The sequence below is a fragment of the Pseudomonas fluorescens genome, from assembly GCF_000968015.1.
GTDB classification, from domain to species: Bacteria; Pseudomonadota; Gammaproteobacteria; order Pseudomonadales; family Pseudomonadaceae; genus Aquipseudomonas; species Aquipseudomonas fluorescens_W.
In genome coordinates this window covers 12,892-35,311 of sequence record NZ_LACH01000053.1, presented here as the reverse complement: position 1 = coordinate 35,311, position 22,420 = coordinate 12,892, and the positions used below count along the sequence as shown (strand labels likewise).

Genomic DNA, 22,420 nt, shown 5'->3' with positions numbered 1-22,420 from the left:
ACTCCATCGACCTACAGCATTCTCAGATGGAGGCTACATCCCATGTCCCGCGTTCTGATCATCGAAAGCAGCGCTCGTCAGCAAGACTCGGTTTCGCGTCAACTGACCCAGACCTTCATCAGCCAGTGGCAAGCCACGCACCCGAACGACCAGATCACCGTCCGTGACCTGGCCGTCAACCCGGTGCCGCATCTGGATATCAACTTGCTGGGCGGCTGGATGAAACCTGCCGAGCAGCGCAGCGACATGGAGCAGGTTTCGCTGGAACGTTCCAACCAGTTGACCGACGAATTGCTGGCCGCCGATGTACTGGTCATGGCCGCGCCGATGTACAACTTCGCCATCCCGAGCACCCTCAAAGCCTGGCTCGACCATGTGCTGCGTGCCGGCGTGACCTTCAAGTACACCGACACCGGCCCGCAAGGCTTGCTCAGCGGCAAGCGTGCCTACGTGCTGACTGCGCGCGGCGGGATCTACGCCGGCAGCACCGCGGATCACCAAGAACCGTACCTGCGTCAGGTCATGGGCTTCATCGGGATTCACGACGTGACGTTCATTCACGCTGAAGGCATGAACCTGGGCGGTGACTTCCAGGAGAAAGGCCTGAACCAGGCCAACGCCAAGCTTTCCCAGGTCGCCTAAGGCTTTAATCGCCAGATAATCCCTTGATGTTCAAGTGACCTGGCGCAACCCCTTCAAGGCTTTACGCGCATCGAACCTCCCTTTGCACTTGTTGCTCCTGAGTGCTGTAGCCCGATTGAACGCTTTAGCGAGATCGGGCTTTTTTTTGCCTGCGATTTGATGAGCGGGCATAAAACCCTGTGGGAGCGAGCTCGCTCCCACAGGGATTTGTGTTGCCTGACGGTTCGCGATAACAGGCAAAAACCGCTATCGTCGCCGCCATTCGAAACGAGGCGAGCATGGGCTATCTACTTTTTGTCACGCTGATTCAGGCGTTTTCCTTCAGCTTGATCGGCGAATACCTGGCCGGTCATGTCGACAGTTACTTTGCGGTGCTGGTGCGAGTGGTGCTGGCGGGGCTGGTATTCATTCCGTTGACCCGCTGGCGTTCGGTTGAACCGGCGTTCATGCGCGGCATGCTGCTGATCGGCGCGTTGCAGTTCGGGGTGACCTACGTCTGCCTGTACCTGAGCTTTCGGGTGCTGACAGTGCCGGAGGTGTTGCTGTTCACCATCCTCACGCCGCTGCACGTGACTTTGATTGAGGATGCGTTGAACCGGCGTTTCAATCCGTGGGCATTGGTCGCGGCACTGGTGGCGGTGATGGGCGCGGCGGTCATTCGCTACGACCGGATCAACCCCGATTTCTTCATGGGCTTCCTGCTGCTGCAACTGGCCAACTTCACCTACGCCGCCGGGCAAGTGCTCTATAAGCATCTGGTGGCCCGCCATCCGAGCGATTTGCCGCATTACCGGCGCTTTGGTTACTTCTACCTGGGGGCATTGGCGGTGGCGTTGCCGGCGTTTCTGTTGTTTGGCAAACAGAACTTCCTGCCCGAAGCACCGCTGCAATGGGGCGTGCTGGTGTTCCTCGGCCTGGTCTCGACTGCGCTCGGGTTGTACTGGTGGAACAAGGGCGCGTGCCTGGTGAATGGCGGGACGCTCGCGGTGATGAACAACCTGCATGTGCCGGTGGGGTTGCTGATCAATCTGCTGATCTGGAATCAACATGAAGAACTGGGGCGGTTGTTCTTTGGCGGGTCGGTGATTTTGATGGCGGTGTGGATCAGTCGTTTGGGTGTACGCCGACCGGCAATCGCACACTAATTCCTGTGGGAGCGAGCTTGCTCGCGATGGCTGAGTGTCAGTCGACATCAATGTTATCTGACACACTGCTATCGCGAGCAAGCTCGCTCCCACAGGGGATATGCGGGGTTACATGATGTGTTTTTCGGGTTCGGGGATATGGCTCGCGCCTAACATGGCCGGAAGCAACCCGGCCCGCAAATCACCGCCACTGGGTTGCTGATAAAGGCTCAAGCCAAACTCCGGCAACACTGCCAGCAGGTAATCGAAAATATCCCCCTGAATCCGCTCGTAATCCGCCCACACGGTGGTGCGGGTGAAACAGTAGATTTCCAGCGGAATCCCCTGCGCGGTGGTCTGCATCTGCCGAACCATGCAGGTCATGTTCGGCTGGATTTCCGGGTGACTCTTCAAATACGCCAATGCATACGCGCGGAAGGTTCCGATATTGGTCATCCGCCGACGGTTGGCCGACATCGCTGCAACGTTGCCCTGCGCTTCGTTCCAGGCCTTGAGCTCAGCCTGCTTGCGGCTGATGTAGTCGGTCAGCAGATGCACCTGGGACAGCTTCTGCTCTTCGTCATCGCGGATGAACCGCACGCCACTGGCGTCGATGAACAGGCTGCGCTTGATCCGTCGTCCACCGGATTGCTGCATGCCGCGCCAGTTCTTGAACGACTCGGACATCAGGCGCCAGGTTGGAATCGAAACAATCGTTTTATCGAAATTTTGCACCTTGACCGTGTGCAGCGTGATGTCGACCACGTCACCGTCGGCGCCGACTTGCGGCATCTCGATCCAGTCGCCGACCCGCAGCATGTCATTGCTGGTCAGCTGCACGCTGGCGACGAACGACAGGAGGGTGTCCTTGTAGACCAACAGAATCACCGCCGACATGGCGCCCAGACCCGACAGCAGCAACAGCGGCGAACGGTCGATGAGGGTGGCAACGATGATGATCGCGCCAAACACATACAGCACCATTTTCGTCAGTTGTATGTAGCCTTTGATCGAGCGGGTACGGGCATGTTCGGTGCGCGCGTAGATATCGAGCAGGGCGCTGAGCAGGGCACTGACCGCCAACAGCAAAAACAGAATGGTAAATGCCAGCGCGACGTTACCAAGGAAGATCAGGCTGGTTTTGCCCAGCTCCGGCACCAGGTGCAAGCCGAACTGGATCACCAGCGAGGGTGTGATCTGCGCCAGGCGATGAAAGACCTTGTTATGCCGAAAGTCATTGATCCAGTGCAATGCCGGCTGGCGACCGAGCATTTTGGTCGCATGCAGAATGAGGTAGCGCGCCACTCGTCCGAGGGCCAGCGCAACCACCAGTAATACCACCAAAGCCAGGCTGGAATGCAGGAGCGGGTGCTGATCAAGGGCACCCCAAAGGTCTTGGACGTTGAGCCAGAGCTGTTTGATATCCATGGGCGAAAACGGTTCTTCTGTAGGACGCGACGGGGCGATTAGAGCATTTAAGACGCTTTGGATGACGTTCGAGGACAAAAGACGCAACAAAAAAAACCACTGTTTAGCGCCGTTTGTATAAAGAAACTCGGCCTTAGCGCTCGAAACCGTTACCCTATGCAGCTGTTTTTTTGTATTTCTTCGAGGTAGCACCCGTGTTTTCCCAATTCGCCCTGCACGAACGCCTGCTCAAAGCCGTGGCCGAGCTTAAATTTGTCGAGCCAACGCCTGTGCAAGCAGCGGCTATTCCGCTGGCGCTCCAAGGGCGTGACCTGCGGGTGACAGCGCAAACCGGTAGCGGCAAAACCGCTGCTTTTGTTTTGCCGATCCTCAACCGTCTGATCGGCCCGGCTAAAGTCCGCGTCAGCATCAAGACCCTGATCCTGCTGCCGACCCGCGAGCTGGCCCAGCAAACCATCAAGGAAGTTGAGCGTTTCGCTCAGTTCACCTTCATCAAGTCCGGCCTGATCACCGGCGGTGAAGACTTCAAGGTCCAGGCTGCCATGCTGCGCAAGGTGCCGGACATCCTGATCGGTACGCCTGGCCGGATGATCGAGCAACTGAACGCCGGCAACCTCGACCTGAAAGAAGTCGAAGTACTGGTCCTCGACGAAGCCGACCGCATGCTCGACATGGGCTTTGCCGAAGACGTCCAGCGTCTGGTGGAAGAGTGCACCAACCGCCAGCAGACCATGCTGTTCTCCGCCACTACCGGTGGTTCGGGCCTGCGCGAGATGGTCGCCAAGGTACTGAACAACCCTGAGCACCTGCAGCTCAACAACGTCAGCGATCTGAATGCGACCACCCGTCAGCAGATCATCACCGCTGACCACAACCAGCACAAAGAACAGATCGTGAACTGGCTGCTGGCCAACGAGACCTACCAGAAGGCCATCGTGTTCACCAACACCCGGGCCATGGCCGACCGTATCTACGGCCGCCTGGTGGCGCAGGAATACAAAGCGTTCGTCCTGCACGGTGACAAAGACCAGAAGGACCGCAAGCTGGCCATCGACCGCCTGAAGCAGGGCGGCGTGAAAATCCTCGTCGCCACCGACGTCGCCGCTCGCGGCCTGGACGTGGAAGGCCTGGACCTGGTGATCAACTTCGACATGCCGCGCAGCGGCGACGAATACGTTCACCGCATCGGTCGCACCGGCCGTGCCGGCAACGATGGCCTGGCCATCTCGCTGATCTGCCACGGCGACTGGAACCTGATGTCGAGCGTCGAGCGCTACCTCAAGCAGAGCTTCGAGCGCCGCACCATCAAGGAAGTCAAAGGCACCTACGGCGGACCGAAAAAGGTCAAGGCCTCGGGCAAAGCCGTTGGCGTGAAGAAGAAAAAAGTCGACGCCAAGGGCGACAAGAAGAAAACCGGCGCCAAGGCACCGACCAAACGCAAAATCGCCAACCGCCCGAAGACCGACGCCCTGTCGCTGGTTAGCAAGGATGGCATGGCGCCGCTGAAGCGCCGCAAGCCGGAAGCGCCGGCTGCTGAGTAAGCAGTTCTAGCGACCCACAAAAAACCCGGACACTGTCCGGGTTTTTTGTGGGTTTTGCCGGGTTATCTGACAATCGAAATCGAACCGAATGCCAGCGCCGCCAACAGCATCACCCCTACCGTGCCAACGGTCCATTTCAAGGTCATGCGCTGGTTGTCGCCATAATCCAGATCCAGTAATCCGCATAGCAGGTACGTGGACGCCACCAGCGGACTGAGCAAATGCACCGGTTGACCGATCAACCCGGCGATGGCCATTTCCTTGCCGGTGATGCCGTAGTGGCTGGCGGTTTCGGCAAGGATCGGCAGCACGCCAAAGTAGAACGCGTCGTTGGTCAGCACGTAGGTGAACGGCATGCTGATAAACGCGGTGATGATCGACATCGAACTGCCGGCCCATTCCGGGATCACGTGGATCAGACTCTCGGATATGGCCTTGGTCATGCCGGTCCCGCCCATGATGCCAACGAAAATCCCCGCCGCGAAGATCAGCAAGGTCACCGCCATGACGTTGTCGGCGTGACGGGCGATCACCGCTTTCTGGTCTTTGAGGTTCGGGAAGTTCACCACCAGGCCGATACCGAAGGCGAGCATAAACAACACGGCTGGCGGCATCACCGCGAGCATCATCAGCGCGATCAGGGTAATGGTCAGCGCCGCGTTGAACAGGAAGCGCCAATCGTTCAGGCGAAATTCGGTGAAGTGTTCCAGGCCTTCATTGCCGTCGAGTTGCACCACCCCCAGCCGACGCCGTTCCAGGCGGCCCAGATAGAGCGCGACGAAAATCACCCACGCCAACCCGATGGCCATCAACGGCAGCATCGCCACGAACAGCTCGGTGATGTCCACCTTCATGGCACTGGCCGCCCGGGAAAACGGTCCGGCCCACGGCAGAATATTCATCACCCCGATGGCCAGCAGCAACACGGTGGCCATGACTTGCAGACGCACGCCAGTGCGGCGATACAGCGGCAGCAGTGCCGCGCAGGTGATGATGTAAGTGGTGGCACCGTCGCCGTCCAGGCCGACGCAGATCCCGAGAATCGCGGTGCCCAGCACGATCTTTTGCGGATCGCCTTTCACCGCTTTGAGGATCAGTTTGACCAGCGGATTGAACAACCCGGCATCGGTCATCATGCAGAAATACAGAATCGCAAAGGTCAGCATCACCCCGGTCGGGGCTAGCATCTTCAAGCCGTCTAACATCATCGGCCCTAGTGTCGTGGTGTAACCGGCCAGGCAGGCAAAGGCGACTGGCACCAGCAACAGTGCAACCAGCGGCGACAGGCGTTTGCTCATGACCAGGTACATGAAGCACGTGATCATCGAATAGCTGATTAGCGTCAGCATGAGTTCCCTCGTTTTTATAGGTTTTGTCCGGGCGCGACGGCGGGTGGAAGCACCGCTTGGTCGTCTCTATCGTTCTGTTAGGCAGAACATCATTCCTTTTGATGGAACAACTTTCCGATCAATTTTTTGTGCTGTCAAGTGTTTGTCCGTTCGTTGACAAGTCACCGAAACCCGGCAGATACTAAAAACAGAACAATATTCTGTCAGGTAGAACGAGTTTCGAGGTGCCCGAAAACACGGGTTCTCGTGGCGTCTCAGGAGGGTTGGTGATGGGTCATTCGAACGAAATCGATATTTTGGTCAGCGAAGTCGGGCCGCGAGACGGGCTGCAAAGCGTCGCGGCGACCATGCCGACCGCGCTGAAACTGAAATGGATCGCGGCCCTGGCTAATGCCGGGCTGCGCGAAATCGAGGTGGGCTCTTTTGTGTCGCCGAAACTGCTGCCGCAGATGGCCGATGCCGCTGAGGTGGTGGCTTATGCGCGAACCTTGCCCAACCTGTTCGTGACCGCACTGGTGCCCAACCTCAAGGGCGCCGAAGCGGCATTCAAGGCTGGCGTGCAAAAAATCACGATGCCGATTTCGGTGAGCGAACCCCATTCCCTGGCCAACATCCGCAAGACCCACATTGAGGTCTATCAGGAAGTTCGCGCCGTCGTTGCCTTGCGCAACGAGCAGTACCCGAACATCGAAATCGAGGCCGGGTTGTCGACGGTGTTTGGTTGCACGATCCAGGGCGAAGTGCCGGATGACGACACTTTGCGCATGGCCACCCTCATGGCCGAGCTGGGCGTCAATGAAGTGGGGCTGGCCGACACCGTCGGCTACGCCAACCCGACTCAGGTCCGGCGCTTGTTCACCCGATTGCGCCAGGAATTGCCGGGTGTTGCCGGCAGTGCGCATTTCCACAACACCCGCGGCCAGGGCCTGGCCAATGTGCTGGCGGCGCTGGACGTGGGCGTGACCACCATCGACGCCTCTCAGGGCGGGATCGGTGGCTGCCCATACGCCCCCGGCGCGTCGGGCAACATCGTCACCGAAGACCTGGTTTACCTGCTCGAATCCATGGGCCTGCGCACTGGTATCGACATCGATCGGCTGGTGGCGGCTCGCGAGTGGTTGCGCCAGGGCCTGCCGGGTGAACCGCTGTACGGCTTCATCCCCGATGCCGGTGTGGGCAAGAATTTTCACTATGCGAAGAAGGCGGTATGAACATGAGCCTCAGCCAACAACAAAAGCCTTTGCCGCTGGCCGGTATTCGGGTCATCGAGTTCGTTCACATGGTCATGGGGCCGACCTGCGGTCTGGTGCTGGCTGATCTGGGGGCTGAGGTGATCAAGGTCGAACCGACCCCGCAAGGCGACAACACTCGACGCTTGATGGGCTCCGGCGCCGGGTACTGGACCACCTACAACCGCAACAAGAAAAGCTTCGCCGTCGACCTGAAAACCCCCGAAGGAATTGCGGCGGTGAAGAAACTGATCGCCACCGCAGACGTAGTCACCGAGAACTTCCGTCCCGGCACCATGGAAAAACTCGGTCTGGGTTACGCCGACGTCAAGGCGATCAAGCCGGACATTATTTACAGCTCCATGAAGGGTTTTCTGCCTGGCCCCTACGAACATCGTACGGCGCTCGACGAAGTGGTGCAGATGATGACGGGCCTGGCCTATATGACTGGCCCTGTCGGCCAACCGTTGCGCGCCGGGGCGTCGGTCAACGACGTGATGGGCGGAATGTTCAGCGCAATTTCAATTCTCGCGGCACTGCTGCAGCGTACCCAAAGCGCTCAGGGCCAGTTCGTGCAGACTGGCCTGTTCGAGAACTCGGCATTTCTGGTGGCCCAGCACATGATGCAAAACGTCGTCACTGGTGCGCCCGTCGCGCCGATGCCCAGCCGTGTCTCTGCGTGGGCAATCTATGACGTGTTCAGTTGCGCCGATGAAGAGCAGATCTTCCTCGGCGTGGTCAGCGACAGTCAGTGGAAAAGCTTCTGTGAAGTGTTCAGCTTCGATGCGTTCGGTAGCGATCCGCAGTTCGCCAGCAACAACCAGCGAGTGGCTGCGCGCCAGTTGATCCTGCCGAAAGTACGCGACTGTCTGGCCGCCATGAGCAAGGTTGAAGTCATGGCACTGTGTGAAAAGGCCGGTCTGCCGTTTTCTCCGATCCAGCGACCTCAGGATATGTTCGAAGACAAGCACCTGAACGACTCCGGTGGCATGGCTCAAGTGACGTTGCCTGACGGCCAGTCGGTCAATGTGCCGATGTTGCCGTTCGAAATGGACGGACAGCGCTTTGGTACTCGTTTGAACGTGCCGGCTTTGGGCAGCCATTCAGATGAATTGCTGAGCGAGTTGGGTTACACCCCGGCCGATATCTACGCACTGCACAGCGCCGGGGTCATCAAGTCCGAGGCGTGAAGGGTGGTCGCCCGTTCGATCAACGGTTAAGGTAGCCGCTGCGCAGCCGTTGCTGGCGCCGTCCCGAAGTTTTGTCACGAGCGAACATGAGCAAACAATCACCATCGGAAGACGAACCTTCCCTGCCTGCTGCCGAAGGTGGCGTAGCGGCCGTGGATCGCGCCTTTGCGATCCTCGCGGCGTTCGATGTCGGCAGTAACAGCCTGCCGCTGGCGGAAATCGCCCGGCGCACGGGGCTGTATAAAAGCACCATCCTGCGCTTGATGAGTTCGCTGGAACGCGCCGGCTTCATCCGTCGCCTCGGCGATGGCCAATACGCCGTTGGCCCCGAGCCATTACGGCTGGCGCAGGTCTATCAGACCTCGTTCCGCCTGCGGGATGTGATCTACCCGTTGCTGGAATCCCTGTCCGAAGCGAGCGGCGAAACGTCTTCATTTTATGTACGGGAAAACGACAGTCGCGTGGTGTTGTTTCGTGTCGAGCCCAGGCGTGCGGTGCGGGTTTCCCTGCATGAAGGTGCACGATTCCCGGTGAATGCCGGCGCCTCGGGAAAAATCCTACGAGCTTTTGGCGCAGTGTCCGACCCGAGCCTGGGCGCCATCCGCGAGCAATTCTGGGCGACGTCCTTTGGTGAGCGTGATCCGGAAACGGCTTCGGTGTCGGTGCCGGTGTTCAATGCGGCTTTTGAGCTGACGGGGGCATTGACCTTGTCTGGCCCTGCCGAGCGATTCAGCCAGGAGAAGGTCGTTACGGCGTGCGGATTGCTGCTCGATGCCGCAGCCAAGGCCACCGTTGCGCTAGGCGGGGACAGTCGGGAATTGCTCAAGGCGGTTGAGCGGATTGCCCTGGAAGATTGACCTTCTTCACATCAAAAGATCGCAGAGCTCCTACAGGTGTACACCGATCCTTGTAGGAGCTGTCGAGTGAAACGAGGCTGCGATCTTTTGATCTTGCCTTCAGCCCTCAGTTTTTTTCTCCGCCGATCCCAACTCCTTCAATCGCTGATCGATCAACTGGCACTTGTCCGGTAGATCCTTGCTGGCCGTCCCTAGATCCATCTTCTGCAACTCGGCGTTGATCTCTTTGGCTTTGGCTGGGTTTTGTTCGGTGAGCTTGGTCACTTCCTTGGCTAATTGTTCGCGTTTGGCCGTGGCTTCCTCGGGGGTGCAGGCCCAGACGGGGAGGGCGCAGGCGAGGGTGGCGGCGAGGGTGAATTTCAGCAGGGTTTTCATGGGGCGGGCCTCACTTCCGGTTACGGCAAGTTATCCAGTTGAGGGTTTAAGCGTGTAAAAAGTTCAGAGGCATGAACGGGCACCGTGAAGGGCGCCCGTTTTCATTTACGCCACCGCCTGCGCTCGCAAGCGTCTGCCGATCACATCCATCAAATCACAACCGTCACGCAACGGGATGGCGAGCAGTTTTGAAAAGTCGGACAGCACCACGGTGTCGCAGCCGATTTCGGCGCGGAAGATGATGTTTTCCAGAACTTGGGTGACGGTGCGGATTCGGTAATCAGTCATGGCTTGCAGGACGTCTAGTGCAGGTAAAGGCAAACGCTTGGGTGAAAGCAGTAGATGAAGGTAAGAAGGTCAATGTTAAGATCGAGGCTGTATATGGTGGCCAAGGGGTGCGTCCAGATCGATTCGTAATCAATGGGGGCGTCCGGTTACCATCGACTTCAAGAACACGCTGGGAGGTGTTTGATGGCGCAGGAACAGGGATTGTTGCAAGAGATCGGGCAACTGTTGGTTGACGCAGGCCCCGAAAGCGCCAATGTAATTGTCGTAAGGGCCGAGTTGTATCCAGAAGGTGACGCTTGTAAGTACGAGTTCGACTATGTTGATAGTAGCGACAAGACTGAATGGTTCAGTCCGCCCGCTCGTGCGGTAGGCGATTTGACAGAGCTTTTGGTGAAGTTAAGAAATAGATCATTTTTAAGTGGAAAGGCTGTTTGGACGAAGTGTGAAATAAATTTCGACGTGCTGCGTAATAAACTGAAGATCAATTACGGATATGACGAGATTTTTTGAAGCGCGGGAAGCTCATTAGCCGGTCCTACGACTAAATCCAACGCCTGCGCCTGTTGATGTACCTCGACTCGCGACGCGTTCAAGTCTCTCCAAAGTTATTCGCGTCACGGGGGCAGGCTTATGGGGAAAGGGTAAAAGGGGACGAATTTATTTATTTGACTATCGATGAAGAGGCCAGAAAATAAATCTGTCCCTTTTTTTGTAAATTCACCCGGAGGGGTATGACGGATGAGTGAAGACGAGATCTATCTGCAGATCGGAGAAATACTGTTAGGCACAGCTCCACATTCGGCGGTTGAGGTTATAGTTGAAGCCGAGCTTTCTCCTGAGGATGATCACTGTCAATTTCTATTTGATTACATTGATGAAGAAGGAAAGAAAGACTGGTTCAGTCCAAGTAGCAGTCATGTAGATGTGGGGGTATTTAAAAGCCTGGTTGAACTAAGAAAAATATACAAGGACAGTGAGATGACAGCCGATTTGCCCGTCTGGAGTGGTTGCACTATTACTGTAAATGTTGTGGCTGAAAAGTTGGCAATTACTTTCAAGTATGACTAATCGTAAAGACAGGTTTAACGATGCATGTCCCCATGAAACGGGCGATCCGCAAGGGGCTTGGGTGTCGATGAGCAGGGAGGCAGGGATCAGGTCGATTCCGGTGAGGGGCATGTATCTATCCATGGGTGGAGTCTCTCGTAATTAAAAAGGACTCTCAATGATCAGGTCGCCAAACCCGGTCGTCTTTTGGACGACGGTTTGACTATAAGGATCAGCCGCCCAGCGGTACAGAGCCCCTGTTCTGAACTTGATGTAGGGGAGATGCCCTGGTGCGGTCGGACAGTCGCCTGGCAAATTGCAGATGACTAAACACTGCCGACATCTGTGGGAGCGAGCTTGCTCCGGGCGGCGATCCGACGATAGCGGTGTATCAGTCAATATCAGTGTTGAATGTTTGTCAGTCATCGCGAGCAGGCTCGCTCCCACAGTAGATTGGCGGTGTTTGGAGATAGTGTGGCCGACACAAATCCAAGTGTGGGAGCGAGCCTGCTCGCGATTGGACGCGACTAGGTTTTGAGGTCTATCCCCCATGACAGCAACTGGCCGGTGCCTTGTCCTCATACCGGTCGTGATACCTCACCCACTCCATGATTTCCTCTTCATTACGGCCCTTGGGCGTGAGGTCGAGGTAGTTATAGGCACCGACCAACAAGTCCAGCCCTCGGGCATAAGTTGAATAGGTGTGAAAAATCTCGCCAGCTTCATTGCGATAAAACACGCTGAGGCCGGGAAGTTCTTCTTCAGCACCGTCGGATTTTTCGTAGTTGTAGGTGGCTTTGCCGGCGGTGACGTCTTCTGCTCGGGCCGAGACGCCGAAGTCGTAGTTGAAGTCGCAGCCTTCTGACGACACCCAATCGAATTTCCAGCCCATGCGCCGTTTGAATGCTTGGAATTCGGCGAACGGTGCGTGAGAAACCGCGACCACGGCGACGTCATGATGGGCCAGGTGTTGGTTGGCGCCGTCGATGTGGTCGGACAGGAACGAGCAGCCGGAACAGCCTTCATCCCAACCTTTGCCAAACATGAAGTGGTAGATGACCAACTGGCTATGGCCACCGAACAGGTCAGCCAGTTTCAGTTCGCCGTTCGGGCCCTGAAAGCGGTAGTCCTTGTCGATTTTCACCCAAGGCAGGGCGCGGCGTTCGGCGCTGAGTTTATCTCGTTCTTTGGTGAAGGCTTTTTCGTGGGCCAGGTGTTGCTTGCGGGCGGCGAGCCATTCTTCTCGAGAGACGACGGGATGATTCTGAATGTTCATTGGGATTCTCCTGCAGGATGCTGGGAGTTGACTTACACAAGCTAGTCGTCTGACCTACGCCCAATTCGACATACCGCCGGTCAGTGCTGTTCAAAACCTCAGCTGAACGGCTACGAACCGCGCCGGTCACAACCTATAAGGCCACCTCACTCTCTGGCTTTGGAGGTTGAATCAGGATGACGACTTATAACTGGGATTTGATTGAACGCTTGTTGCACGAGGCGCAGAACAGCGCTGGCCACAGCTTTACGCCACGGCCCTACGCCGAGCAGTACGCGGCGGAAAAAGCGGCAAAGGGCGAGGAGATTGAGAACCTGGATCATCTGAAAGCAGTGGCTGGTGAGTATGAAAAGTTACTGTTATTGCGCGGCTACATTGAGCCTCGGCCTGAGGATCAAGGTGGCAACGGTTCGAACTACATTTTGACGCCGCGGGGCTCGAGTTTATTGAGCCTGATCGACAGCAGTATTCCGGGCAATGACCATCCGCGGCAGGTGCTGGATGAGCAGGAAGATGCGCTGGACGAGGTGACGTTTGATGGGGTGGCGTCGAAGGCGCAGATTGCCTGACGATCACCCATAACCAATGTGGGAGTGAGCCTGCTCGCGAATGCGGTGCGGCAGACAACAATGATGTCGACTGTCACTCCGCTATCGCGAGCAGGCTCGCTCCCACAGGGAGTTGTGTAGTGCTTAGCTGTGTTTTGCTGCCTTCAGACACTTCAAATCGTTGAAGTCCTTGCGTACCCCTTCTATTTTCTTCAACAACTGCTGGCGCTGTTCCGGCGTGCTTTCGGCCATCAAATCCACAAATAGCGCCCGTGCCTGTGCTTCGGTGTTGGCGTAGGCCTGGCGATAAGCGGGCGTCCACAAACTCTCTCGATTCACCAGAAGCGTCTCGATTCGCTGTGGGAATTCTGGACTCTGGCGCTGCGCAACCGCTGCACTGAACTGCTTCTGCCAATGGACGCGGTTAGCGATCCATTGCGTATTCTGGTCACCCAAGGCGTTTGACCACGAGACAATCCGTAACTGCTGGGCTGCACTGAGCGGGCCGAGCCAGTCGTTCAGGCGTTTTTCCATACGCTGGCTGCGCGCCTTGATCTGTTCATCGAGAGACGGCTTGAGGTATTGCGCCTGGCGTTTACGCTGGTCCTTGGCGAAGGCCTCGTTCATTTCCGCAACTTGCTGGTCATTCAGCCCTTGCAACAGCTCAATGGCCGACGGGGTGATTTCCCGGGCAGTTTGGGCGATGGCTTGTTTGGCTTCCTGGACGCGGGTTTGCAGCGCAGCGTCGGTGACCTGGTTGGTCTCGACCATGACCTGCAAGCGATCCAGCCAGTCGAGATAGCCCGGCAGTTGCGTGGAGCAATGCCAGCTCAGGTGTTCCTTGAGGCGCTCGTTGAACCAGCCTTTCTGCTCGCCGTTCATGTCCAGGTAGTCGCTGAGCGTCCACGGAATGATCACGTCGAGGTTGCGATAGGCCAGGCCCACGCGGCTGCACGCACCGAGGGCGAGACTGAGGGTGATAACGACGGCAAGACACTTCAACCAGCGCGACATGGGCGAATCCTTTGCGAAGGCCTGGCTTTTTTAATGGGCTTTTCTATGTGAACGCAGGATGAGCCTCGCAGTTCAGCCGATCAGTAAAAGGCGCGTTCGGCCTTTAGGGTGACCAGCCCATCGCATTGGCTGTTGCGCCCGGAATAGGCGGAGCAGCTGCTGCCACTCAAGCTGGAGTCACTGTAGATCAGGTCCAGATCGACGCCCATGAATGGGCGGGAAAATTTCACTGACCAGTCGGTGAAACTGCCTACATATCCACCGTCGACGGACACTGGTGTGTTGAGCTGGTGGGTGGTGTATTTCATGCTGATCCCGATGCCAAACGGCTGATTGCCGCCCAGGTCGGCGAACACAGTGCTGTTCTGTTTGTCCGGGTCATTGCTGAACGCTGCGCCGAAACGGCTGCCCAGAAAGGTCAGGCCACCGAAAAGCTCCTGGCTGTCGAGGGTGTCCACTTTCGGATAGCTGTAACGGATCATGCCGACTTCGTACCCGAGGGTATTATCGAAAGGTTGTTTAAAACCCATGTAGGAGTCGACTTCAAGGTTGGCCCCTGGTGTTAAACCCATGCTCGGTGCCCATTGGCCCACGTAAAAACCGCTGTCGTGGCTCAGGTCGAGACCACCGTGGAACGAGCCGGTGCTGGAAGGTTTGACCAGCCCCTGGGCCATGCTGCGGCTGGGGGTGGTGCCGAGTTTGAGATCGAAGTCGCCCAGTTCACGCTGAAAGATTTGCGCATTGGCGACCGAACACGACAGCAGGGTGCCGAGCAATAAATAGGAGGGTTTGAGCATGCGTCACTCCATGACAGCGAGGAGCAGGAACTAAAACCTACTGAAACGCTTGATCTAGACGTGTGCAAGCATACCGGCGAATGCTCGGCATCGAGGGCCGTTCGTCGATTTTTGAAATATTGATGTGTTTGGCGGGGTGTTGCGAGGAGGGTTCCAGTCCAAGCGCTTCGAAGCTCAAAGCGCTTAGGGACCAGGTGACGCGGCGGATCTTGGGGGCGTTACTTCTTGCCCAGGGTGATCTGCTTGGACGGGCCGAACGTCTGGCCGCTGACGCCTTTGGCAATTTGCTGGATTTCTCCGCCGGACTTGAGGAACGCAGCAATCTGGTTGTTGATCGATTCGCTGGTTTCAACGGCTGGAGCTGGCTTTGCTTTGCTGTTGGATGCTTTTACACGCATGGCGGCCATTAACCTATAGAAAATTAACTTGGCCAGGCATCGTACAGGAAATACTTGACAATTGCTTGGTAAATATCCCCCCGAAATACACAGGGCAGATGAAGAATTAATCACAAGTTATTATTCTGAATAGGCTTCTAAGCTGCTGTTTTAACTAAGAACGATCGTGAAAAATTACAGTTTTGCGCCTGGCGGACAGGTGCGAAAATCTCCAGAACGGCCTGACGAGCGGCCAGGCGCGTGCGGTAAAGCCCAGGAAAATTAAGCCTTTCAGAGGATTTTCTTGCGCCACCGGGCTGGCCAGCAAACGCGGCCCGCAAAACCGGGTAGAATGCCGCCCACGCAATGAGGGTATTGGAAATGGCTTTAGTCGGGCGCTACAACAGTTTGCAAGTGGTTAAACACACTAACTTCGGTTTATATCTGGACGGTGGCGCGGATGGCGAAATCCTCCTGCCGAATCGTTATATTCCCAAAGATATTCCCAGCGAAGATGAAGACTGGCTCAACGTTTTTATTTATCTGGACAGCGATGACAAACTCATCGCAACTACCGAAAAGCCGAAAGTTCAAGTCGGTGAATTCGCCAGTTTAAAAGTCGTTGAAGTCAACAGCATCGGTGTTTTCCTGGATTGGGGCTTGCCGAAGGATCTGTTGCTGCCGTACTCCGAAGAAAAGCGCCAGATGACCGCCGGCGAATATGTCGTGGTGCACGTCTACCTCGACAAGCACACCCGCCGCATCACCGCGACGGCGCGTCTGGACCGCTACCTCGACAAGACCCCGGCCAACTACACCCCTGGCCAGGAAGTTGATTTGCTGGTTGCCGAAGCCACCGATATGGGCTTCAAGGCGATCATCAACAACAAGCACTGGGGTCTGATTCACAAGAACGAAATCTTCAAGTTCATGCGCGCCGGTAAAGAAGAGAAGGGCTTTATCAAAGAAGTCCGTGCCGACGGCAAGATCAGCCTGAGCCTGCAACCGGTCGGCGAAGAAGCCGCCACCAGCCTGAACTCGAAGATTCTCGCCAAGTTGCGCGACAACAATGGCAGCCTGCCGGTCAGCGACAAGAGCGACCCGACGGTGATCAGCAGTATGTTTGGCGTCAGCAAGGGTAACTTCAAAAAGGCCATTGGTGCGTTGTACAAGAACGGCCAGATCGTCATTCACGCTGATCGCATTGAACTAAGCTGACCTCGCGCCCGCCCTCATGTAACGCGATTGCGTAGGGATGGACTGTGATGAAAAAGTCCCGGCTCTGTGTCGGGGCTTTGCTTTTTACTGTCGAGTGACTGCCATGTTTTGTGTTTTCGAGGTGTTCCGGTGAGCGCCACCCGGCGCAGCGCCGATGGGTTTGCCCTGCAAGTGATGATTGGATTGTGCCTGATCTGGGGTATTCAGCAGGTGATGATCAAGTGGGCGGCGCCAGACATCGCGCCGGTCATGCAGGCCGCCGGGCGCTCGGGTATTTCCGCGTTACTCGTAGGATTGTTGATCTGCTGGAAGGGCGGCTGGGATCAAGTGGGCAACACCTGGCGCGCTGGACTACTGGCTGGCGCGCTTTTTGGCCTGGAGTTCTTCTTCATTTCTGAAGGCCTGCAACTCACCACCGCCGCGCACATGTCGGTGTTCCTTTACACCGCGCCTATCTTCACCGCATTGGGCGTTCATTGGCTGTTGCCGAGTGAGCGTTTAAGACCGGTCCAGTGGCTGGGAATTTTCCTCGCCTTCGTCGGGATCGCCATCGCCTTTGCCGGTGGGGTGTCCTGGGACAACCTCGATCACCGCATGTTGATGGGCGATGCCTTGGGCGTGCTGGCTGGCGCGTCATGGGGTGCAACCACGGTGGTGGTGCGTGCTTCGCGCCTGTCGGAAGCGCCGGTGACGCTGACGCTGTTCTATCAACTGATTGTCGGTTTTGTTGGCCTGTTGCTGATCGCGATCCTTAGCGGCCAGGTCACCCACGTCAGCCTGACCACCGTCGCGGTGGCCAGTGTGTTGTTCCAGGGATTGGTGGTGTCGTTCTTCAGTTACCTGACCTGGTTCTGGCTGTTGCGCCGTTATCTGGCGGCGAACCTGGCGGTGTTTTCGTTCATGACGCCGCTGTTCGGCGTCACGTTCGGCGTGGTGCTGCTGGGCGAAGAGCTGAGCTTCAACTTCGTCATCGGTGCGGTGCTGGTGTTGCTGGGCATCACGTTTGTCAGCGCTGAGCAGTGGGTGCGCCGTCGCTTGCGCAAAGCCCTTGGGCAGAGCTGACCGGACGCAGTAACAGACCGCCGGCGACAATCAAACCGCTGCCGGCGAACACCAGCGCGGGATGCAAACCACCGCTGAAGTGGCTGCTGAATGCGGCCAGCAACGGCCCGCTGAGCTGGCCCACGGCGAAGCACGCCGTCAGCAGTCCGGCGTTGCGCTGGGCGGCGTGGGGTGCCAGTTCCCGGGAGCGTTGCATCACCAATTGCATGCAGGCCAGGAACGGCGTGCCGCACAGGATCACGCCCAAGGCCAGGCCAGGGCCGCTGCCCAATAAGCAGGCGAAGACCCCGGCGGCTTGCAGCCACAACGTCGCCATCAGCCAATAACGAGTGCCCTGCGGGTGTTGTCGACGCAGGCTCACCAGCACCACCCCGATGGCCGAAGCAAGACCGAAGCAAGGCCAGAACAGATCGGCCTGCCATTGGCCATGGAACTGCGCGTTGGCCATTTGCGAGAGGAAAGTGGCCGGAATGATGTAGCCCAAACCGTACAACCCATAGACCACGCCTAAACGGCCGATGCCATGATTTCCCGAGCCTGCGACGCTGGGGGCGGTGGCCGCGGTCGTGGCCGGCTGCGGCAGGAACGGCAGAATCCCCAGCAGCATCGCCAGCCCGACGCCGGCATATACCAGCCACAAGGCTGCCGAAGTCTGACCCAGCAGGTTCGATCCCAAGGCCAACAAGCCCGTTAGAAAAATCCCTAAACCCGGTCCGGCAAATACCAGGGCGCCAAGCCGTGGGCGACCGGCCGCCGCGGCCAGTGGCTGGCTCAACGCAGTGATCATCACCAGCACCCAGGCGCTGGCCACGCCGGTGCCGAACCGCAGCACCAGATGGGACCAAAACCCGTTGGCCCAGAACGAGGCCAACGTCAGCAATACACAGAGCCATAAACCGCCCAGCAAACGCCGGCGGACTTGCTCGGGGCGGCGAGAGAACATCGCGTCCACTGCGCCAACGAAGTAGCCAAGGTAGTTGGCTGCGGCAATCAGACCGGCGGCGGTCAGGTCGATCTGACCTTCGTTGAGCAGGTGCGGCAACTGAGGCGTGAGGGCGAAACGCCCGATGCCCATGGCCATCATCAGGGCGATGAAACTGGCGAGTAAGCGAATCAGAGGGGACATGGTCTGAATTCCGGCAGAGGATCAATGACCGTCAGGCTAGGACTGATTGACTTTCTTTTAAAATGAATAATAGTGAGTAACTTGTTCTGATTTGGAGAAAGGTGTGGAATTCAGCCAATTGCGGATTTTCCAGGCAGTAGCGCAGGAGGGTTCCATCACCCGCGCTGCCGAACGCCTGCACCGGGTGCCATCGAACCTGTCGACCCGGCTTAAACAGCTGGAAGAGCAACTCGGCGTAGAACTGTTCGTGCGTGAACGTCAGCGTTTGCAGTTGTCGCCTGCAGGAAAAGTCCTGCTGGACTACACCGCCAAGTTATTCAATCTGCGCGACGAAGCTCAAGCGGCGGTGCAGGGCGGGCAACCGGCCGGGGACTTCGTACTCGGCACGATGTACAGCACGGCGGCGATTCATCTGCCGGGGTTGTTGGCGCGTTATCACCGCACTTATCCGGCGGTGAACCTGCAAGTGCAGGCCGGGCCAAGCGGCGAATTGCTTGAAGGTTTGCTCACCGGTCGTCTCGATGCGGCGCTGGTGGACGGTCCGCTGGAACTGGCCGGGCTCGACGGCGTGCCGTTGTGCGACGAACGGCTGGTGCTGATCAGCGAGGCCGATCACCCGCCGATCCTCAGTGCGCTGGATGTGCAAGGGCGCTCGGTGTTCACGTTTCGCCAGGGTTGTTCCTACCGGATGCGCCTGGAAGCCTGGTTCTCCCATTACCACGCGGCCATGGGCCGGGCGATTGAAATCGAGTCTTATCCGGGGATGCTGGCCTGCGTGATCGCCGGCTCAGGCGTGGCGCTGATGTCGGAGTCGATGCTCGCCAGCCTGCCGGGCCGCGAAAGCGTGGCGGTGCATCCGTTGGCCGAGCCATTTGCCAGTGCCACCACGTGGCTGATGTGGCGCAAAGGCATGGTTGGGGCGAACTTGAACGCCTGGCTTGAGCAGCAACAATTGGTCTATCCGTCGGCGCCGAGTCAGGCACGGGAGATGGCTTGAACTATCGGTCAGGTATTTTGATCAATTCAGTAACAGATCATTGCGACTTTGGGCGAGCATTGCGTAGGACTTCGGACTATTATCAGTGCGAAGTGGCTACAGAATTTTGGCCACTCGGCACTACCCTGAAGGGGGCACCATGAAAGAGAAAATCCAAAACTGGCTGCACGACCTGGGTGTTGCACTCGGTTTGATCGAACCGCCTCTGCAACCTGTGCCTATTCGCACTGACGACGAACAACGCCGACGCCAGCAGCGCCGCCGGTAAGCGTAACGCAGCCGTTGTTGTAGCAGTTGCCGAGCCCAACGCAGCCTCGCGGTGCTCGGCAGCTGCTACAGGGACCCAGGCGAACTCAAGAGCGTGGGCGGGCTTAGTGCCTTCCGATCTCCATCAAAAACCGGCTCAAGTCATTCGCCGTCCTGGCGGTCTTGAGCATCTGATCTTCCTCCGCCGTAAACGCCGTCAAACCCAGCTCATCTTCCAGATGGAAGATCAGCTCTTCGATATCTTCTTTATCCAATCCCAATTGCGCGAGACTCGCGTTGTCGTCGAAGTCATCCTGACTCTCCAGCAGGCGGCAGATGAAGCGATGCACGACAGCACGAACGGCAGCTCTTTTCATGGCGGTTCTACGAGGGCGTTATTGTTGTTGTCCCTGGGGCTGAGTACAGCAGGCTTCAGGCGTGCGAGCGCTGCCACTCGTCAATCATCGTGCGCAAATGCTCTCCGGAAAAACTCCCGAAATGCCCGCCATGCACCGTGCGGATCGGCAACTCGCGCAAACGCTGCAGGCTGCGGGCGTAGTCCTCGAGGTTGGAGTGGTAGGCGTCTTCGATCAACGGCCCGTCGTAGATGATGTCGCCGCTGAACAGCGTCTCGGTCGCTGCTTCGTACAGGCTGATACCGCCCGGTGAATGCCCCGGCGTGTGCAGCACTTGCAACACGCGATCACCCAGATCCAGCACGTCACCTTCTTCGATCAAACCGGTGGCTGGTGCGGCTTTGACCCGATACTCGGCGTAGCACAACGGGCAATCCGGGTGCGCTTCGAACATCTCGTCGCCGACAAACGCCGTGCTCAGTGTGTTCTCGCCGTCCGGTGACGCGAGGATCTGCGCTTCAGCCGGATGCACCAGCCGTTCGGGGAATTCGTGATGACCGGCGATGTGGTCGAAATGGCAATGACTGGCCACGGCTACCAGCGGCCGTTCGGTGATCCACGGCAGTTGCTCGCGCAGGCTGACCAGCCCGGAACCGCTATCGAGCAGCAAGTCCTTGTTGCGACCCTGAATGTGCCAGAGGTTGCAGCGATAGAAGGGGCGGATGTAAGGCTCGTGAATCAGGCGAATGCCGTCGCTGAGCTGTTTCACCTCGAACCATTGATCGCGGCTGACGATCTTCATAAACGATTTTCTCCAGACGAAAAAAAACGGGTGTGGCAACCGACGCCACACCCGTCGAAGAAAGCATCAAGTCGTTATGTTCAGCTTAGGCGGCGCTGGGCACCGCTGCAGGGCGAGGGGACAGCAAGCTGACCACCACGAAGCTCACCAGACCAACAGCGAGGCTGTAGTAGATCGGGGTGTTGGCTTCCAGGCCATCCTTGAACATGAACACCAGCGCCGTGGCGAAGCCCATGCCCATGCTGGCGATAGCGCCGGCGGTGGTTGCACGTTTCCAGAAAATCGCACCGATCAGCGGGATCAACATGCCGCCCACCAGCAGGTTGTAGGCCAGGGTCAGAGCGCTGATCACGTCATGTACGACCAGAGCGATGCCCAGTACCACGACGCCGGTCAACAGGGTGAACAGGCGGTTCATGCCCAGGCTCGACTGTTTACCGCCACGCAGTTTCGGCAGCAGGTCTTCGGTCAGGGTGGTGGCAGCGGCGAGCAAGCCGGCGCTGGCGGTGGACATCATGGCCGCCAGGGCTGCGGCGATCACCAGGCCACGGATACCGTCCGGCAGGGACAGTTTGACGATGGCGGCGAAGGCGTTGTTGACGTTGTCCAGGTCCGGGATCAGCACATGAGCGGCCATGCCGATCAGGGCGCAGGCCAGGCCGTAAACGATGCAGTAGAAGCCTGCGAAGGTACCGGCGACCTGAGCTACTTTGGCGCTCTTGACAGTGAACACACGCTGCCAGATGTCCTGGCCGATCAGGATCCCGAAGAAGTAGATCATGAAGTAGGTGATGATGGTGTCCCAGCCAATCGTGGTGAAGCTGAAGGCAGTGGCCGGCAGTTTCAACACCAATTCATCCCAGCCGCCAACGCGGTACAGGCAGATTGGCAACAGGATGAACATCAGGCCCACGGTCTTGATCACGAACTGGACGATGTCGGTCAAGGTCAGGGACCACATGCCGCCGATCGCGGAGTAGATCACTACCACGCCACCGCCGAGCAATACCGAGACCCAGAACGGCAGGCCGAACAGCACTTGCAACACGGTGCCAATGGCCAGGATCGAAACCACGCCGATCATCAGCGCGTACGCCAGCATGATCACCGCGCTCGCGGAGCGGGCCATCGGGTTGTAGCGTTTTTCCAGCACTTGGGTAACGGTGTAGATTTTCAGTTTCAGCAGAGGTTTGGCGAGGAACAGGTTCAGCGCCACGATCCCGCAGCCGAGGGCCGCGCAGAGCCAGAAACCCGAGATGCCATGGACGTAGCCCAGGCGTACGGTACCCACTGTGGACGCGCCGCCCAGAACGGTGGCTGCCATGGTGCCCATGTACATGCTCGGGCCGAGGTTGCGACCGGCGACCAAAAAGTCTTCGTTGGTCTTGGCCTTGCGCATGCCGTAATAGCCGAGCATCAGCATCGCGGCGGCGTAGATGAGTACGACGAATAAATCCAAAGCCATTATGGCGTGTCTCCGATTGTCTTTTTTATGTTGAGGCTGAAATCAATCCCTTGTGGGAGCGAGCTT

The 22,420-nt window shown here is 57.8% G+C and carries 25 protein-coding genes; 13 read left to right on the top strand and 12 right to left on the bottom strand.

Going from position 1 to position 22,420, the window contains the following annotated elements; translation table 11 throughout:
- The first annotated feature begins 42 nt into the window (after positions 1 to 42).
- On the top strand, positions 43 to 642 hold the full coding sequence (locus VD17_RS22150) for an FMN-dependent NADH-azoreductase (protein WP_046055668.1): 600 nt from the start codon (positions 43 to 45) through the stop codon (positions 640 to 642).
- Positions 643 to 920: 278 nt separating this feature from the next.
- On the top strand, positions 921 to 1,787 hold the full coding sequence (locus VD17_RS22145; protein ID WP_046055667.1) for a carboxylate/amino acid/amine transporter: 867 nt from the start codon (positions 921 to 923) through the stop codon (positions 1,785 to 1,787).
- 108 nt (positions 1,788 to 1,895) lie between these two features.
- Here the strand turns inward: VD17_RS22145 and VD17_RS22140 are convergent, their stop codons facing one another.
- Positions 1,896 to 3,194, bottom strand: a complete 1,299-nt coding sequence (locus VD17_RS22140; RefSeq protein ID WP_046055666.1) for a mechanosensitive ion channel family protein — start codon at positions 3,192 to 3,194, stop codon at positions 1,896 to 1,898.
- 194 nt (positions 3,195 to 3,388) lie between these two features.
- Here VD17_RS22140 and VD17_RS22135 point away from each other — a divergent pair, with 194 nt between their 5' ends.
- Positions 3,389 to 4,735 (top strand): DEAD/DEAH box helicase, encoded by a 1,347-nt coding sequence (locus tag VD17_RS22135; protein WP_008153197.1) that lies wholly within the window; start codon positions 3,389 to 3,391, stop codon positions 4,733 to 4,735.
- Between the two features lie 62 nt (positions 4,736 to 4,797).
- Here the strand turns inward: VD17_RS22135 and VD17_RS22130 are convergent, their stop codons facing one another.
- Positions 4,798 to 6,084, bottom strand: a complete 1,287-nt coding sequence (locus tag VD17_RS22130; protein ID WP_046055665.1) for a CitMHS family transporter — start codon at positions 6,082 to 6,084, stop codon at positions 4,798 to 4,800.
- A gap of 269 nt (positions 6,085 to 6,353) precedes the next feature.
- Between VD17_RS22130 and VD17_RS22125 the strand changes: the two genes are divergently transcribed.
- From VD17_RS22125 to VD17_RS22115, 3 genes are all read left to right on the top strand, one after another.
- Positions 6,354 to 7,295 (top strand): hydroxymethylglutaryl-CoA lyase, encoded by a 942-nt coding sequence (locus VD17_RS22125; protein WP_046055664.1) that lies wholly within the window; start codon positions 6,354 to 6,356, stop codon positions 7,293 to 7,295.
- Positions 7,292 to 8,503 carry a CaiB/BaiF CoA transferase family protein gene (locus VD17_RS22120; RefSeq protein ID WP_185753196.1) on the top strand — a complete coding sequence of 404 codons (1,212 nt, stop codon included), beginning with the start codon at positions 7,292 to 7,294 and terminating at the stop codon, positions 8,501 to 8,503. Before VD17_RS22125 ends, VD17_RS22120 begins: the two co-directional genes overlap by 4 nt.
- An 86-nt stretch (positions 8,504 to 8,589) precedes the next feature.
- Positions 8,590 to 9,360 (top strand): IclR family transcriptional regulator, encoded by a 771-nt coding sequence (locus VD17_RS22115; RefSeq protein WP_046055662.1) that lies wholly within the window; start codon positions 8,590 to 8,592, stop codon positions 9,358 to 9,360.
- 99 nt (positions 9,361 to 9,459) lie between these two features.
- Here the strand turns inward: VD17_RS22115 and VD17_RS22110 are convergent, their stop codons facing one another.
- Positions 9,460 to 9,735, bottom strand: a complete 276-nt coding sequence (locus VD17_RS22110) for a hypothetical protein (RefSeq protein ID WP_046055661.1) — start codon at positions 9,733 to 9,735, stop codon at positions 9,460 to 9,462.
- A gap of 105 nt (positions 9,736 to 9,840) precedes the next feature.
- Positions 9,841 to 10,074, bottom strand: coding sequence for a hypothetical protein (locus VD17_RS22105; RefSeq protein WP_046055660.1), 234 nt, complete (start codon positions 10,072 to 10,074; stop codon positions 9,841 to 9,843).
- Between the two features lie 132 nt (positions 10,075 to 10,206).
- On the opposite strand from VD17_RS22105, the gene VD17_RS22100 reads away from it, so the two are divergent.
- The gene (locus VD17_RS22100; protein ID WP_046055659.1) at positions 10,207 to 10,533 is read left to right on the top strand and encodes a hypothetical protein; all 327 of its coding nucleotides are present in this window, start codon (positions 10,207 to 10,209) and stop codon (positions 10,531 to 10,533) included.
- Between the two features lie 228 nt (positions 10,534 to 10,761).
- The gene (locus tag VD17_RS22095) at positions 10,762 to 11,091 is read left to right on the top strand and encodes a hypothetical protein (protein ID WP_046055658.1); all 330 of its coding nucleotides are present in this window, start codon (positions 10,762 to 10,764) and stop codon (positions 11,089 to 11,091) included.
- Positions 11,092 to 11,611: 520 nt separating this feature from the next.
- On the opposite strand, the gene VD17_RS22090 is transcribed toward VD17_RS22095, so the two are convergent.
- Positions 11,612 to 12,346, bottom strand: a complete 735-nt coding sequence (locus VD17_RS22090; protein ID WP_046055657.1) for a DUF899 domain-containing protein — start codon at positions 12,344 to 12,346, stop codon at positions 11,612 to 11,614.
- A 176-nt stretch (positions 12,347 to 12,522) separates the two neighbouring features.
- Between VD17_RS22090 and VD17_RS22085 the strand changes: the two genes are divergently transcribed.
- Entirely contained in the window at positions 12,523 to 12,915 is a 393-nt protein-coding gene (locus VD17_RS22085) for a hypothetical protein (protein WP_033056119.1), read from the top strand.
- Between the two features lie 123 nt (positions 12,916 to 13,038).
- On the opposite strand, the gene VD17_RS22080 is transcribed toward VD17_RS22085, so the two are convergent.
- The 3 genes from VD17_RS22080 to VD17_RS22070 form a co-directional block, all read right to left on the bottom strand.
- Positions 13,039 to 13,908 (bottom strand): DUF6279 family lipoprotein, encoded by an 870-nt coding sequence (locus tag VD17_RS22080; protein ID WP_046055656.1) that lies wholly within the window; start codon positions 13,906 to 13,908, stop codon positions 13,039 to 13,041.
- An 80-nt stretch (positions 13,909 to 13,988) separates the two neighbouring features.
- Positions 13,989 to 14,705: a TorF family putative porin gene (locus VD17_RS22075; protein ID WP_046055655.1), complete on the bottom strand. Its 717-nt coding sequence runs from the start codon at positions 14,703 to 14,705 to the stop codon at positions 13,989 to 13,991.
- A gap of 218 nt (positions 14,706 to 14,923) precedes the next feature.
- Complete coding sequence (locus VD17_RS22070) at positions 14,924 to 15,112, bottom strand: hypothetical protein (protein WP_017337097.1); 189 nt, start codon at positions 15,110 to 15,112, stop codon at positions 14,924 to 14,926.
- A 351-nt stretch (positions 15,113 to 15,463) separates the two neighbouring features.
- Here VD17_RS22070 and VD17_RS22065 point away from each other — a divergent pair, with 351 nt between their 5' ends.
- A complete protein-coding gene (locus VD17_RS22065) occupies positions 15,464 to 16,300 on the top strand; it encodes a CvfB family protein (RefSeq protein WP_033056115.1) in 837 nt (278 codons plus the stop codon).
- 129 nt (positions 16,301 to 16,429) lie between these two features.
- Entirely contained in the window at positions 16,430 to 17,362 is a 933-nt protein-coding gene (locus VD17_RS22060) for a DMT family transporter (RefSeq protein WP_046055654.1), read from the top strand.
- On the opposite strand, the gene VD17_RS22055 is transcribed toward VD17_RS22060, so the two are convergent.
- A complete protein-coding gene (locus tag VD17_RS22055; protein WP_046055653.1) occupies positions 17,307 to 18,488 on the bottom strand; it encodes an MFS transporter in 1,182 nt (393 codons plus the stop codon). The two genes, VD17_RS22060 and VD17_RS22055, sit on opposite strands and share 56 nt — an antisense overlap.
- Positions 18,489 to 18,591: 103 nt before the next feature.
- Here VD17_RS22055 and ptrR point away from each other — a divergent pair, with 103 nt between their 5' ends.
- A complete protein-coding gene (gene ptrR, locus VD17_RS22050) occupies positions 18,592 to 19,485 on the top strand; it encodes a putrescine utilization regulator PtrR (RefSeq protein ID WP_046055652.1) in 894 nt (297 codons plus the stop codon).
- Between the two features lie 139 nt (positions 19,486 to 19,624).
- Positions 19,625 to 19,753 (top strand): PA1414 family protein, encoded by a 129-nt coding sequence (locus tag VD17_RS32705; RefSeq protein WP_007914492.1) that lies wholly within the window; start codon positions 19,625 to 19,627, stop codon positions 19,751 to 19,753.
- Positions 19,754 to 19,856: 103 nt separating this feature from the next.
- Here VD17_RS32705 and VD17_RS22045 read toward each other — a convergent pair whose 3' ends face one another.
- The 3 genes from VD17_RS22045 to VD17_RS22035 all read right to left on the bottom strand — a co-directional run bounded on the left by VD17_RS22045 (position 19,857) and on the right by VD17_RS22035 (position 22,354).
- A complete protein-coding gene (locus tag VD17_RS22045) occupies positions 19,857 to 20,108 on the bottom strand; it encodes a phosphopantetheine-containing protein (RefSeq protein ID WP_046055651.1) in 252 nt (83 codons plus the stop codon).
- A 55-nt stretch (positions 20,109 to 20,163) separates the two neighbouring features.
- Positions 20,164 to 20,889: an MBL fold metallo-hydrolase gene (locus VD17_RS22040; RefSeq protein WP_046055650.1), complete on the bottom strand. Its 726-nt coding sequence runs from the start codon at positions 20,887 to 20,889 to the stop codon at positions 20,164 to 20,166.
- Between the two features lie 85 nt (positions 20,890 to 20,974).
- A complete protein-coding gene (locus VD17_RS22035; RefSeq protein ID WP_046055649.1) occupies positions 20,975 to 22,354 on the bottom strand; it encodes a sodium:solute symporter in 1,380 nt (459 codons plus the stop codon).
- Between the last annotated feature and the right edge of the window lie 66 nt (positions 22,355 to 22,420).